Source organism: Actinomadura sp. 3N407, assembly GCF_052245875.1.
In the GTDB taxonomy this organism is placed as follows: domain Bacteria; phylum Actinomycetota; class Actinomycetes; order Streptosporangiales; family Streptosporangiaceae; genus Spirillospora.
In genome coordinates this window covers 138,796-151,791 of record NZ_JBQQBP010000017.1, presented here as the reverse complement: position 1 = coordinate 151,791, position 12,996 = coordinate 138,796, and the positions used below count along the sequence as shown (strand labels likewise).

13 protein-coding genes are annotated in these 12,996 nt (G+C 68.9%); 4 read left to right on the top strand and 9 right to left on the bottom strand.

Annotated elements, in window-relative coordinates; genetic code table 11:
- Nucleotides 1-717: 717 nt before the first annotated feature.
- The gene (locus ACTWPP_RS34350) at nt 718-1,581 is read right to left on the bottom strand and encodes a ribonuclease HI (RefSeq protein WP_443108567.1); all 864 of its coding nucleotides are present in this window, start codon (nt 1,579-1,581) and stop codon (nt 718-720) included.
- Nucleotides 1,582-1,796: 215 nt separating this feature from the next.
- Between ACTWPP_RS34350 and ACTWPP_RS34345 the strand changes: the two genes are divergently transcribed.
- The 3 genes from ACTWPP_RS34345 to ACTWPP_RS34335 all read left to right on the top strand — a co-directional run bounded on the left by ACTWPP_RS34345 (nt 1,797) and on the right by ACTWPP_RS34335 (nt 4,382).
- On the top strand, nt 1,797-3,779 hold the full coding sequence (locus tag ACTWPP_RS34345; RefSeq protein ID WP_443108566.1) for an N-6 DNA methylase: 1,983 nt from the start codon (nt 1,797-1,799) through the stop codon (nt 3,777-3,779).
- A gap of 63 nt (nt 3,780-3,842) precedes the next feature.
- The gene (locus tag ACTWPP_RS34340; protein WP_443108565.1) at nt 3,843-4,013 is read left to right on the top strand and encodes a hypothetical protein; all 171 of its coding nucleotides are present in this window, start codon (nt 3,843-3,845) and stop codon (nt 4,011-4,013) included.
- A gap of 87 nt (nt 4,014-4,100) precedes the next feature.
- Complete coding sequence (locus ACTWPP_RS34335) at nt 4,101-4,382, top strand: protein kinase domain-containing protein (RefSeq protein ID WP_443108564.1); 282 nt, start codon at nt 4,101-4,103, stop codon at nt 4,380-4,382.
- A gap of 132 nt (nt 4,383-4,514) precedes the next feature.
- Here ACTWPP_RS34335 and ACTWPP_RS34330 read toward each other — a convergent pair whose 3' ends face one another.
- From ACTWPP_RS34330 to ACTWPP_RS34300, 7 genes are all read right to left on the bottom strand, one after another.
- Nucleotides 4,515-6,389 (bottom strand): DNA/RNA helicase domain-containing protein, encoded by a 1,875-nt coding sequence (locus tag ACTWPP_RS34330; RefSeq protein ID WP_443108563.1) that lies wholly within the window; start codon nt 6,387-6,389, stop codon nt 4,515-4,517.
- Nucleotides 6,390-6,526: 137 nt separating this feature from the next.
- Nucleotides 6,527-6,886 carry a nucleotide pyrophosphohydrolase gene (locus tag ACTWPP_RS34325; RefSeq protein ID WP_443108562.1) on the bottom strand — a complete coding sequence of 120 codons (360 nt, stop codon included), beginning with the start codon at nt 6,884-6,886 and terminating at the stop codon, nt 6,527-6,529.
- Nucleotides 6,887-6,896: 10 nt separating this feature from the next.
- Nucleotides 6,897-7,364 (bottom strand): hypothetical protein, encoded by a 468-nt coding sequence (locus tag ACTWPP_RS34320; RefSeq protein WP_443108561.1) that lies wholly within the window; start codon nt 7,362-7,364, stop codon nt 6,897-6,899.
- Between the two features lie 363 nt (nt 7,365-7,727).
- Nucleotides 7,728-8,237 (bottom strand): hypothetical protein, encoded by a 510-nt coding sequence (locus ACTWPP_RS34315; RefSeq protein ID WP_443108560.1) that lies wholly within the window; start codon nt 8,235-8,237, stop codon nt 7,728-7,730.
- Nucleotides 8,237-8,683 carry a hypothetical protein gene (locus ACTWPP_RS34310; protein ID WP_443108559.1) on the bottom strand — a complete coding sequence of 149 codons (447 nt, stop codon included), beginning with the start codon at nt 8,681-8,683 and terminating at the stop codon, nt 8,237-8,239. Before ACTWPP_RS34310 ends, ACTWPP_RS34315 begins: the two co-directional genes overlap by 1 nt.
- Nucleotides 8,670-10,445, bottom strand: coding sequence for a hypothetical protein (locus ACTWPP_RS34305; protein WP_443108558.1), 1,776 nt, complete (start codon nt 10,443-10,445; stop codon nt 8,670-8,672). Before ACTWPP_RS34305 ends, ACTWPP_RS34310 begins: the two co-directional genes overlap by 14 nt.
- A gap of 258 nt (nt 10,446-10,703) precedes the next feature.
- Nucleotides 10,704-11,408, bottom strand: coding sequence for a hypothetical protein (locus ACTWPP_RS34300; RefSeq protein WP_443108557.1), 705 nt, complete (start codon nt 11,406-11,408; stop codon nt 10,704-10,706).
- 115 nt (nt 11,409-11,523) lie between these two features.
- Here ACTWPP_RS34300 and ACTWPP_RS34295 point away from each other — a divergent pair, with 115 nt between their 5' ends.
- Nucleotides 11,524-11,787 (top strand): hypothetical protein, encoded by a 264-nt coding sequence (locus ACTWPP_RS34295; protein ID WP_443108556.1) that lies wholly within the window; start codon nt 11,524-11,526, stop codon nt 11,785-11,787.
- Here ACTWPP_RS34295 and ACTWPP_RS34290 read toward each other — a convergent pair.
- Nucleotides 11,762-12,790, bottom strand: a complete 1,029-nt coding sequence (locus ACTWPP_RS34290; protein WP_443108555.1) for an NAD(P)-dependent alcohol dehydrogenase — start codon at nt 12,788-12,790, stop codon at nt 11,762-11,764. The two genes, ACTWPP_RS34295 and ACTWPP_RS34290, sit on opposite strands and share 26 nt — an antisense overlap.
- Nucleotides 12,791-12,996 lie beyond the last annotated feature (206 nt).

Genomic DNA, 12,996 nt, shown 5'->3' with positions numbered 1-12,996 from the left:
AGGGAGACCACCACGTCGCGGATCTCCCAGGCCGGAGCGAGCGGACGCCCGGCCTGGGCCGGGGAGGTCCGACGACTGGCGATCACGCGGGATACTACGCCGCCGCGCGCCCGACGTCATCAGCTATGGCGCATCCGGCAAGCTTGTGCGGCGATCACCACACGGTTCCGGCGGAGCGGGAGCACGGAGTGCGAGCCCCTGAAGTCAGTGCGAAGGCGATGGAAGCGGTGCAGAGCCTGGAAGCGCAGTCGTGAATGACTCTCTGGCGTACGAGGTGCGGAACGTATCGAGGTCGGCGGAACTGGTACTCGGGGTTCCGGCCAGGGCGCTGGGTCGGGCGCATCGACCGGCCGACCAGCATCCCGATATCGGTGTAGTCGCTTTGCGTCAGGCTCATCGCGGTTCCTCCTCGATAAGCCGCCCTACGGTCACGCGGGCGGGGAAGGCGAGCGGGGCGCACGAGGCGGCCAGGGAGTCGGCGCCGGGGGCGTATCGGCGAGCGCGTCCGGGGCGGACGCGCCGCCACTGGCCACGATCGCCACGCACGACACCATCAGGAACAGCGTCGCGGCAGCTCCGATGAGGGCGTACAGGCATCCTTGCCGCGCTGCTTCTGCGGCGGCACCGCGAACGCGGGCATGGGCATGGGCGGCGGGCCGGGACGGCGGGGGCCGTACGGGCCGTGCTGGCCGGGGTTCATGTCGGGCTCCAGGATGTTCAGGCGGCGATGCCGCCGGTGCGGTGCCACGCGTGCAGGAACGCCTCGACGAGGCCCTCGGCGCGGGCGGTGGAATCGAAGGTCTCGGTGACGCGGCGCCGGGCGATGGACGCCAGGGAGTCCGCGGTCTCGTTGAGCGGGTGGCCGGAGTGGCCCTTGACGTGCTCCAGCCGCAGCCCGGGCCGTCCCACGACCTGCCGGGCCAGCCGGACCAGCGACGGCGCCGCCCCGGATCGACGGGGCCGCAGGTCGTAGCCGTCCGGCATCAGGCCGGTGTCGCCGCGCCGCCACGCCCGCAGGAAACGCAGCGCGGACAGGCTGTCGACGAGGAGCACCAGGTCCCGGCCGTCCTCGACACGGTCGAGCAGCAGGGCCACGGCCCGCAGTTCGCCGACCAGCACCCGGCGGGGGCCGGTCGGGTCCTGCGGGCCGAACGTCCAGCCCCGCATGCCCCAGCGGCCGTCGCCGACGACGTAGCCGATCCCGCAGGTGCCCCGCTTCCAACTCGCGTCGGTCGCGGCGACGAGGGCGCCCGGCATCCCGGACCAGCCGGGCACCTGCCCCTGCGCCGGCGCCCTCTCGGCGCGCACGGCGGGACGCGGTGCCTGCGGGCAGTTCCCGGGGTGCCGCCCGCCGCCGAGGTAGTGCTCGGCCTCGGTGACGAGCATTTCGGCGATCTCGTCGTCGCCGTGCCGGACGGCGGCGAAGCACAGCCACAGCAGTCGCCGCGCGACGCCGCAGCATCCGCACCGGGCGGCCCGCGTCGCGCAGGCGCGCATCCGCTGGGTGCGCTCGGCGAGGTCAGGCGGCATGCGGCTCTGGGCGTCATCGAACTCTCGCAGGGACATCGTCGGGACGAGCATCGGGATCAACTCCGCTGATCTCGGGGGAAGCGGATCGGCTGTACACAGCAAACCACACACAATACTGTGAACGCAATCAACCGAAAGAAGGCCGTCCACAGTAGCTTCGCCAAGGAGTGGCCACAGCGCCGGCGTGAACGAGATCAACCGCGGCTACGGCCGTGGTAGGCGCTAAGGTGGAGATCATCGAGGCTTGTCCGCTGATGGGAGTGCCCGTGCCGCACGACGCGACGGTGACCGCGGCCGATATCGCGCGGCTGGCCGCGGTCGGGCGGGCCGCGGTGAGCAACTGGCGCCGCCGCCACGACGACTTCCCCCAGCCGGTCGGCGGCACGGCGGTCAGCCCCACGTTCTCCCTCGCCGAAGTCGAAGACTGGCTCCGCGGCCAGGGCAAACTCGCCGACTCGCCCGTCCGCGAACGCGTCTGGCAGACCCTCCGCGCCGCCGCGTACGGCGACGTCGAACTCGCCGACGTCCTCACCTTCGCCGGCGCCTTCCTCCTCTACCTGCGCGCCGACCCCGGCCACTGGCGGGGCCTGTCGTCCGCGCCGGACGAGAAGATCGCCGCCGCCCTCCCCGACGCCGTCCGCGCCCACACCGACCTGTTGCTGGACGATCCCCCCCACGACGCCGTCCCCCTCGTCCGCGCCCTCTCCCAGCTCGTGGACGACCTGGGCGTCGCCGAGGCGTTCGAGTTCCTCCGCACCCGCTACCTGGAGCACCACAGCCGCCGCGTCTACCTCACACCCGAACCGGTCGTCCGCCTGATGCTCGACCTCGGCGGCCCCGCCCGCACCGTCCTCGACCCCGCCTGCGGGACCGGCGCGTACCTGGCCGTGGCGAACGGGCTGTTCAAGGACGTCGAGCAACTCCTCGGCCAGGAGATCGACGACACGACCGCGCGCATGTCCGCGATCCAGCTCGCCCTGCGCGGCGCCCCCGCCGAGATCCACCCGGGCGACTCGCTGCTCGCCGACGCCTTCCCCGGACGGACCGTCGACCTGGTCGCCACCAACCCGCCCTTCAACGACCGCGGCTGGGGCTACGAGCGGCTCACCGGCGACCCCCGCTGGGAGTACGGGCTACCGCCCCGCATGGAATCGGAACTGGCGTGGCTGCAACATGGCCTCGCGCACGTCCGGCCCGGCGGAACCGTCGTCCTGCTCATGCCCCCTGCCGTCGCGAACCGCCGCTCCGGACGCCGCGTCCGCTCCGAACTGCTCCGCCGCGGGGCGCTGCGAGCCGTCATCGGCCTCCCGTCCGGTGCGGTGCCGAACATGGCGGTCGCACTCGCCGTGTGGGTTCTGCGCCGTCCGTCCCCTGGCGACAGCCCCGCGGACGACGTCCTGATGGTCGACACCTCGGCCGACTCGGAGAACTTCCCGAAGGTCGCTTTGAACGCCTGGCGCCGCTACAACAAAGGCAAGGGCGATGGGACGGACGTAAGCGTCGTCGTACGCATCATCGACCTGCTGGACGACGAAGTAGACCTCACCCCTGCCCGCTACCTTCCCCAGCGAACCGCACCCGCCTCGGAGGGCTCGTTCACCGCCGCACAGGACCTCCTGCTAACGAAAACCGCCGAACTAAGGGAAACGGCCGCCGAACTCTCTGCCCTCACCCAGGCCGCGGCGCGCGACGACGTCCCGATGACGACCATCGGTGAACTGGCCAAGGCGGGTGTGCTCCAGATACTCCGTCCCCCTCCCAAGGTGAGGATCGACGAAGGAACCGTTCCCGTCCTGACCCTCGAAGACGTCGCCCAAGGCGGCACGCCCACGGGAACGGCCGCGCCGGACGGCGACCACGTACCGATAACCGCCGGCGACATCGTCGTCTCCCTGGCCGCCCGCCACCCCGTCGCCCGCGTCATGACCGGGGACGGCCCCGTCCTCGGCCCCGGCCTGGCCCTGGTCCGCGTCGAACCGACCCGGGCCGACCCCGATTTCGTCGCGGGCTGGCTGCTGCTCGGCGCGCAGGGCGCCCGCCTCCGCAGCTCCACCTCGTCCGCCCGCTTCGACGTCCGCCGGGCCCGCCTGCCCCGCCTCACCCTGGACGAGCAGACCGAACTGGGCCGCGCGTTCCGGCGGCTCACCGACCTGGAGTCCACCCTCCGCGAAACCTACGACCTGGGCGCGGACGTCCTGCGCCTCGGCCTCGAAGGACTCGGCGCCGGCACCCTGCGCCCGTCCGGTTGACGCCGCCCCCCGCCGCCTCACACCGGACGCCAGTACGCTGCGGACACGGCGAGGAGGTGGGCGTTGCGGCGGGGCGATCTCCTCGGAGAACGCGAACGGTACGAACTCGATCAGGCGATCGGGCGCGGCGGGATGGGCGACGTGTGGCGCGCCTACGGCCGTGTCCTCGACCGGCGCCTCGCGGTCAAGTTCACCCGCGTTTCGGACGAGTCACTCGTCGGGCGGTTCGAATAGGAGGCACGCAGCACTGCCTGGTTCGAATACCCCGGCGTCCCGACCGTCTACGACTTCGGAAGCCACGACGGCTGCTTCTAACTGGTGATGCAGTACGTCGAGGGCATCACGGTCGACTACGTCCTCGACGCGGAGGAGACACTCTCCATATCGTGGGCGGCCCTGATAGCCGCTCAGGTATGCGCCGTGCTGAACGTCGCACACCGGCGCCCTTTGGTGCATAGAGACCTCAAGCCCACCAACCTGATGGTCTGCCCAGACGGCTGCGTGTGCCGGGCGAACTTCGCGACCGCCGCCTCGACGCCCTTGCGCACCTTCGGCTCGAGCTTGGCGTACTGCGGCATGAACGAGTTCGCGACGGCCAGCTGAGCCACTCCGTGCCCTTTCTCCCCACCCTGACGTTCTGTCAGGTCACATCCCAGGAGGGCGATATAAACGGAAGATGATTGAACTATGGAGTAATCGCCGCTGGGCCTGTCCGCCTTCGGACGGGGGAGACGCTCAGCGCACCAGGCGTGACAGGTATGCCTGTGTCTCCGCGTCGACGGAGTAGATCAGCGTCCCGACCATGCCGCGGGTGAGCAGCACCTTGTAGGTGTTGCGGATCAGTTGCGCGGCCTCCGCGTCCGTCACGGTCTTCGGCCGCAGGGCGGGGTCGCGGCTGGCCTCACGTCTCGCGACCAGCCTGCCGTCCCGGAAGACCAGGTCGGGGCCGAGGATGACCCCGTTCCAGTCGTACTCGAACCCCTGCGCGGTATAGACGCAGCCCACCTGCCCGAATCCGCCCGGGTTCGTGGCCCAGAGTTCGCTCGGCGGGGCGTCACCGACTGCCCGGTCGCCCTTGACGTTCCACGGCCGCGCCCAGTCGCCGACCACCACGTCGGGGACGAGTGACTGTTCCCAACCTCCGGCATCCTTGCGCGGGTTGCTCCACGGCCAGCAGAATCCGGCGGTCATCCGGGCCGTGCGCCCGCGCTCGTGCTGGGCGTGCAGAAGAGCCTCCATCTCCTGCGGGGACTCGGTGAGTGACACTTCGAAGTCGTCGTCTCCCGTCCACGGCTCGGCCGGCTGTTCATGGAGACCGAGCAGCCGAAGCACCCACTCCTCGTACTTGCGGCTCCCACCGCACCGGAACTGCTCGTCCAGCGAGACGTGATGGACGTTCAACCCCTTGTCCTCGGCGTGGTCACGGATCTCCTCCAGCGTCCCCATCTCTCCGGGCCGGACGTTCTGGCGGCCGTCGAGCAGGAACACCGGGACCCGCGCGGCGTCGATCAGTTCGTCGACCTGCGGGCGGCCGGTGCGCAGCCTGGCGGCCGTGTACCGGTTCGCCGACACCTCGCGGATGCGGTGCGCCTCGTCGCAGATCAGGACGTCGAGGCCGTTGCGCTCAGCCTCCATGAAGTTGTTGAAGTACTTGAACATCGCCTTCGTCTGCGGGGAGCCTTTGGCGACGTGCCGGCGCATCGTCTGCGTGAACGACTTGGAACCGGTGGCGTGCAGCACCGAGAGCCCGCGACCGGACAGCGTGCCGAGCAGCGACAGCGCGATCACGCTCTTGCCGCTTCCCGGGCCACCGGTGATCACCACGACGGTCTTCAGGTCCTCCTTGCGGGCCTTGTCGACCGCGTGCAGGACGAGTTCGTACGCCAGGCGCTGCTCGTCCAGCAGATCGAACTGGTCGCGGTCCCGGATCTCCTTGGCCGCATGCGCCAGAAGCTGCTTGGACGGCCGCACCTCGCTGCTCAGGAACCTGTCGGCCGCCACGTGCCCGGGCGCCGGCGCGAAACGGTCGCGCAGGTAGTCGACGAACGCCCCCCGCGTCGACTGCGTGAACAACCGCGTCCGGTCGTCCTCGACGGCGTCATAGAGATCGGCGACATCGCCGCGTGACGCATTGTGCAGGTACGCCACGGCATGCAGCGCATCGGGCTGCTTCGCCAGTTCGACCAGGAATCCGTAGATGTAGTCGGTGTATCCCTTGGCCTGGAGGGACGGGTGGAGTTTCGGCTTCCCCGTCATTTCGTGGACCAGCACGCGGCTCGGGTCCTCGTCCCACACTTCGGCGCGGCTCCACTGCTTGAGCTCGACGACCACATACGCGTCACCGCCGGTGCGGCGATCGACGCCGGCGAGCACCACGTCCGCGCGCTTGCTGGTCAAGGGCAGCTTGTACTCGATGAGCATCTCCACCTGGCCCAGCCCCGCGTCGACGAGGTCCTGGGCGACGACAGGGAGGCTCCGCTCCCAGGACCGCTTCTCGGAGGCCGAGACGGTGATGCCGTCCCTCATCCTCAGTTGCTCGGCGAGGATCTGCGCGAACTTCCGCTCGGCGGGCGACAGCAGCGACTCGGCGGTGAGACGGAGAACCGTCACGGGATCTTCCCCCAGGCAGCACGAATGACTCGTGCGGTATGGGGGCGTGTCTCGCGTCCGCGCCGGGGCGCGTCGGCGGAAGCCCGTCGGGCCGCAACTCCTTACGGCGAAAGGCTATAGGCGATCCCTGACATTTCTCACCCGGTAATGGGAGGTGCCTTACGAGCCGACCCGCGGTAGGTGGCGGCGTCGTAGCGCCGCCCGCTCGCGTCGAGCTTGTCGTGAGCGGCCCGCATCAGGTCGACGCCGAGGACATCGGCGAGCCGGGTGAGGTAGATGGCGACATCACCCAGTTCGGCCCTGATCCGGGCGGCGGCCTCGGCGTCCGCCATCACCGCCGCCGACTCCTCGGGGGTGAGCCACTGAAGTTCGGCGAGCAGTTCGCCGACCTCACCGGCCAGGGCCATCGCGAGGTTCTTGGGCGTGTGGAACTGTTCCCAGTCGCGTTCTGCCGCGAACCCACGCAACCGCTCGGCGAGACTCCCGTTGTCGTGCATGCCCGCCAGGCTAGACGTCTTCGCCCGGCGGGGCCGCGGACAACTCCAGCGTGCGAGCGGACAGGAGCAGCTCGGCGACGACCAGGTCAATGCCCGTGAGCTCGGGCGCCAGCGCGGCCAGCGGCAGCCACCACGTGCGCATCGACCGCTCAGCGGCGGTCGCCCCTTCGTCGCCGCGCGCCGCCAGCCGCGCCGCGAGAGCCATCGCGGCGGACGCCGCCGGCAGCAGCTGCCAGCCTGCCGCCGTCGGGTCGGGGGTGCGGCGGTCGACCTGCTCGGCGAGCTCGGGTAAGCCCGACCTCTCGATGACCCGACGGACGTGCGCCAGCAGATCGGCGGCCTGCCGCGCGAGCGACATGGCCATCGTGGATCTCCGCGAGTCGAACAGCCGCCGCGCCGCCACCAGCCGGGTGTCCGGGTCCAGCAGAGCCTGCGGTACGACGTTGGCCGCGATCACTGACTCTCTGTGTTCGACCACTGTCGAGCAATCATAAGGTCACGTTCGGTCACACACTCGACACGACAAGGCCACAGCCAATATCCGCACGTGCGCCTTTCGCGCGTGACGGATTCGCCCACCCGAACCTGGCGGGAACCTCAAGAAATGAGCTCAGATATCCAGATGTGCCAGATTTGCGAGCACGTACCCCACAGCCCACTCGACCAGTCGCACGCCCGACGAAGGCAGTCAGATGGGGCCAGCGCCGAAGGTTAGGTCGCCCGCCCACAAGCGCGCTGGAGCGCCGCGTGGCATCAACTGGAAGCGGCAAGAGATGTCCAGTGCCCTCACTCTCCGAGAGCGAACCGTGCGACCGAGCGTTCCGCACTGATCCCGGACCGGCTACGGCGACTCCTGGCCGATGGCTCCGGAGGATTCCGCCCGCTGCGCGGCGAGCCACACCCGGGTGTAGGCGGTGGCGTCCTCGATGAACTGCTCCAGGCCCGCCCGGTCGAAGTCCGCCTCGGCGACGAGGTGCAGCAAGATGAAGACTTGGGAATGTAAGACAGACTCTACGTCTTCCGGACCACCATCCTTTAGCGGCCGGGCGTCGACGGCACGGCGGATCATGTCCTCGGCGACGAGTGTGTTGATCAGGTACGCTTCTTCTTCCACCTTGATCCGCAGATCGGCGACGAAGCGGACGATCTCACCAACGGTGTAGGTTGGCGAGAACCTTCGACGAACCGCGACGGTGAACGCTCCGTGGAGCAGCGACATGTAGCCGGCCGCCGTCTCGTCGTCCTTTTGGATCTCGTCTTGGAGAGGCACCCACGCTTCCGGCCCCTCCAACAGGAACGAGCGCAGCGCCAGGATGTTCTCCTCGCGAATCTGAACGGCCGAGTAATCCATTACCCGAGCAACTCGTCGGCAAGCGAACGGGCTCTGAGCAAGAAGGCATCAAGCTCGGCAGAAGTGAACTGCTCCTCGCCCACCAGGGCCGCGAGCAGGACGATCTGGTGACCGAATTTTGTGTCCGCGTCGGCGTCGACCATAGTGCCTTTGCCGAGCAAGTCGAGAATCATGCTCTCGGCGATATGTGGATTGATGATCTCCGAGGATTCGTCACCCCTTTCTCGCACTTGTGCGACAAAATCAATAACGTTTGACTCGTCCGCGGTTTTTCCGTCCTCAATAAAGTGCCGCTCAGCTGCCTCGATGAAGGCAGCGGCGACCAACGCCGTATAGTACACGTTGGCTTCATCGGAAGCGAGTTGCTCCATCAACCTAAGGTGCTCCTCGCGGTTCCCTGCCAGCTGAGCGCGCAACACGGCCACTTGCTCATCAGTTATCGGCATGATCTCTCCTTCTCGTCTGTCGCGCAAGGTTGATGCCATGACGGGCGATTTGGGTCAGCACGATTATCGTGCTTACTGCTCCGAGCGCGGCATCGCCGACCTTGGCGCTTTGATGAAGTGGCCCTACCTGGTCGGTATTGGGTCGGGCTCCGCTTAGCTGGCCTGTTGGTTGAACTCGTTCCAAGTTTTGTTGGGCTGGTTCGGAATACTTGTTAGTAGCATCCTTCGCGTCATTTGCCTTGTTGAGGAATCTGCGGAGACCCTCGCGGCCTCGAGACGGATTATCCGGATCACTCTCTTGATAGTCGCGAGACGCGGGGTCGTCCTCGGGGCGACGGGGTTCGCCGTGGTCTGGGGTGTCGTTTTCGGTGTCGCGGCTTGATGGGATCGGTCGGCCTTCGCCGTCGACGGGTATGGTGACGCGGCCTTGGAATCGTCTGGGCTCCTCCTCCACTTCTGTGGTGCTCGCTTCATGGGGAGCCAGCTCTCTGCCGGGTTCTTCCGCTTCGCCGGATTGATCTGTATCGCGGTCTGGTGGGTTGTTTTGATCGGCGGGTTCGCTGCTTTCCGGCTCCTCGGCTTTCCTATCATGGTCGTCGTCTTGGTCGCCGTGGAGTTCCGGTGTTTCTGGGGCCTGGTCTGCTTCTTGCGGCGAAGCCGGGGCGTTGTCGGTGGTGTGGCGGTCGCCTGGTTCGCCGTCTTGGGCGCCGGTGCCGGTGTCGTTGCCAGGGGTGGCCGGTTGCTCGGCTGATTCGGGTCGCGTTCGGTGGCCGTCGTCGGGTGACCCGTCGGCGGTCTGGGAGTTCTGTTCGGAGTCTTGCGGTGGTTCGGTGGGACGCTCTGGAGGTTCCAGCTCGTCGGCTTTGGGGTCGCCGGGTGTGTCGGTGCCGATCGGGCCGCTGGCTGGGGTGCCGGCGTCGCGGCGGTGTGTCTGCGTGCCGGTCTCGTCCTGCCTGGTGGACTCGCCGGACTCGGGCCCGCCCTCGTCGGTCACCGGCCGGTCTGCTTTGTGCTCGCTGCCGGAAACCTCGGTCTTGCCCGCTGCTGGTGTGTTCACGCCGTCGTCCTCGGGCTGTGCCGAGGCGGGGTGGTCGTCGTGCTCCTGCGGCGGCTCGCTGCTGGTGTCGGTGCCTTCAGCCTGCCGCGATGCGTTGTCCAACTGGGCTTCGCGGGCGCTGGCGATGCTTTCGCGGCGGGAGGGTTGGCCGGGGGAGCCGGGGTTGTCGGGCGGCGGCGTCCACTGCCGCTCGGATGTGGCGGGCTTGTCGGCGGCTTCGGTGCGGGTGTCGGTGCCCTGTTCGGCGGGCGCGGGCTGGGGCCGGTCGCGGGCGCCGGATGGGCCGGTGTCGGGTTTGCCGCCGGTCGAGCTGCGGTCGTCCTGGGAGCGTGGTTCCTGTTCACGCCCGTCCCGCCGGCCGCCCTGCCCGTCCCCGGGCTCGCCGTCGTCGCGGTCGTGCTCCTTGTCCTGGGCTTCGGGCTTGCCGGACGCCTCGGTCTTCTCGCTCTGGCTGCCGGTCTGTGGTGAGGCGGGCTTGTCGTCGCGTTCTTGGGCGGGCTTGGGGCTGGTGTCGGTGCTCTGGGACGGCTGCGACGACCCGTTCTCCAGTTGGGCCTGGCGGGCGCTGGCGATGCTTTCGCGGCGGGAGGGTTGGCCGGGGGAGCCGGGGTTGTCGGGCGGCGGTGTGTACGGCCGTTCCTGGGCCGTGGGCTTGTCGGTGGTCTCGGTGCGGGTGTCGGTCCCGGTGTTGTCTTCCACGCCCACGCTGGCGGCCCTTTCCCTGGGGGACGCGAACCCGTCCGCCAGGGCAACGGGCCGGACGGTTCGCCGGGCGTGTGCCTTGACGCGCGGGGCTGACGCCGGGCCACACCGGACCCCATGTAATCGCGCACGTGCGAACTTTGCACGTACGCACACAAGACACTCGACACCGCACATACGAACTGCTCCGTGTTACGGCTGCTGTGCCATTACTTCGTCCCCTATTAATGCTGAATCCAGGACGACCAACGGTCCAGCCAATCATGATTCAAGAAATGCGGCGACGTCCCATTTGTCGGACTCTACGGCCGGGGTGCGCTCGGGCAGCGTGCGACCGCCCGACGACAACCGTTCCCCTGACTCGGAACCCTGCGCCACCACCGAGTGACGGAGACGTTGACGACCCGACTGGTTCCCCGAGATCCAGGCCGGCCACGGCGCCCCTTGGCCGATGCCTCCGGCCGTCGCGTCCTCGATGAACTGGTCCAGGCCCGTCTTGTGGTCGTGGGCCGGTGGCTGGTCGGTGTCGGGTGCGCGGGTGTCGGCGGGTTCCTCGGGGGCCTGCCCTGCGGGTCGGTCGCGGTCACCTGGGCCGCTGGTCTGCTGGTCCCCGGCCGGGACGCCGTTGTCACGGGGATCGGGCTGCTCGCCATGCTCGTCCGGCCGTCCCGCCTCGCCAGGCCGGAGTTCATTGGGCATCTGCGGTGTGTCGCTGCCGTTCTCAGATCCCGCCGAGGCGGGTCGGGCGTCGCGTTCCCCGGTTGGCCCGTCGCGGCCGTCCCCGGTCTCATTGCGTTGTGCGGCGGTGGCCGGCTGTTCTTCGCGGGCGCGGGCGAGGCTTTCCGGGCGGGACGGCTGGCCGGGGGAGCCGGGGTTGTCGGGCGGCGTGTTGGGGCGCTCTTGGGAGGCGGGTTCGTCGGTCGTCTCCGTGCGAGTGTCGGTATCGGTGTTGTCTTCCACGCCCACGCTCGCGGCCCTTTCCTGGGGGAGGCGGACCGCCCATCGGGGTGTTGCGGGGGCCTCCCCGGCCGGCCGGCCCCCGCCGGTTCACGCCCTGGCTGTTCACCATCACCCGCGTGCCGTGCTCGACCGGCTCCGGTACGAGTACGCGGTCACCCAGACGCCCGGCAGGGCCGAAGAATCGCTGGCCGGGGACCTGGCCGAGCAGGTCGTCGACCGGGCCGAGCCGGTCGCAGGCCTGATCGGCCCGCCGTTACCGGAACGCCCGCCCACCTCCGACCGCATGATGGTCGCCGGGGTCGGTTACATCAACCCACCGCACACCGCACTCGCGAGAGGAGGCGCCGTCTTCCGGCCGGTCAGGTCTGCGGGACGACGTCGATGACGACGTTGCCGATCTTCTGCCCGGTCTCGACGTACCGGTAGGCGTCGACGATCTGATCCAGCGGATACCGCCGGTCGATGACCGGCCTGAACCGTCCGGACTCGATCAACTCCCGGACGTACCGCACCATCTCCTGGTCCTGCTGGGGGACGGCGAGCTGAACCTTCTTCCCGCGAAGCAACGGCGTGACGAGCGCAAGGGCGAGGTTCTGCCACCACGGCCCCAGATCGGAGAACACGTAAACTCCACCGGATCTCAGCAGCCGCCTGCACTGCCCGAACGTGGTTTTACCGACCGCGTCGATGACCACGTCATATCGCTGCTCGTCCGCGGTGAAGTCCTCGACCGTATAGTCGACGACCCGGTCGGCGCCCAGGCCGCGCACCATTTCCAGGTTCGCCGTGTCACAAACCGCGGTCACTGTGACGTCGAGGGATTTCAACAACTGCACCGCCGCTGAGCCGATGGAGCCGGTCGCGCCATAGACCAAGACGTCCTGCCCGGCCTTGATTCCCGTCTTCTTGATGGAGGAAAGCGCATAGTGCGACCCCTCGGTACCGGGAGCGGCCTCCCCGAACGTCACGCCCGCCGGCATGGTCGCGATCGCGCCGTCCGCCGGAACCGCCAGGTACTCGGCATGCGTTCCGAACGCGCCCTCGTTGTACCCGAAGACCCTGTCACCCACGACAAAGGACGCGACGTCCTCGCCCACCGCCTCCACTACTCCGGCGAACTCGGTCCCCAGCACCTTGCGCCGCGGCCGGACAAGGCCGGTAACCGCCCGCATGAAGAAGGGCTTGGCAGCGCGGTAGGCGCAGTCCGTCCGGTTCACCGTCGTCGCGTGCACCCTGACGAGAACGGCATTGTTTCCGACTGTCGGATCGTCCACCTCGGCGATCCGAACCACTTCCGGCGGGCCGTACCTGGAGCGAACCGCAGCTTTCACAAACGCATCATATCCCGACTCCTGCTCCGCAGGCCGCGTCGCCAGCCCCACCTGCACCGAGCCACAACTCGCCGCTTCAGCCGCCCAGAAGCGCCCGCTACGAGAGCCGCCCTGGCGTCGACTCGCTACCGGTCGACCACCTCGTGCCCCGGAACCTCCCCGGCGGCTGCCTCGGGAGGTGGGACGGGCGCCTTGTCCGCTGCACGACAAGCCACGCCTTGGTGTAGCCCGCGGTGTCGCCGATGAACTGCTCGAGGTCCGCC

Excerpts from the sequence above, each read along its gene's own strand:
- ACTWPP_RS34350 (WP_443108567.1), bottom strand. The coding sequence starts at position 1,581 with ATGCTCGTCCCGACGATGTCCCTGCGAGAGTTCGATGACGCCCAGAGC.
- ACTWPP_RS34335 (WP_443108564.1), top strand. The coding sequence starts at position 4,101 with ATGCAGTACGTCGAGGGCATCACGGTCGACTACGTCCTCGACGCGGAG.
- ACTWPP_RS34325 (WP_443108562.1), bottom strand. The coding sequence starts at position 6,886 with ATGCACGACAACGGGAGTCTCGCCGAGCGGTTGCGTGGGTTCGCGGCA.
- ACTWPP_RS34315 (WP_443108560.1), bottom strand. The coding sequence starts at position 8,237 with ATGGATTACTCGGCCGTTCAGATTCGCGAGGAGAACATCCTGGCGCTG.
- ACTWPP_RS34310 (WP_443108559.1), bottom strand. The coding sequence starts at position 8,683 with ATGCCGATAACTGATGAGCAAGTGGCCGTGTTGCGCGCTCAGCTGGCA.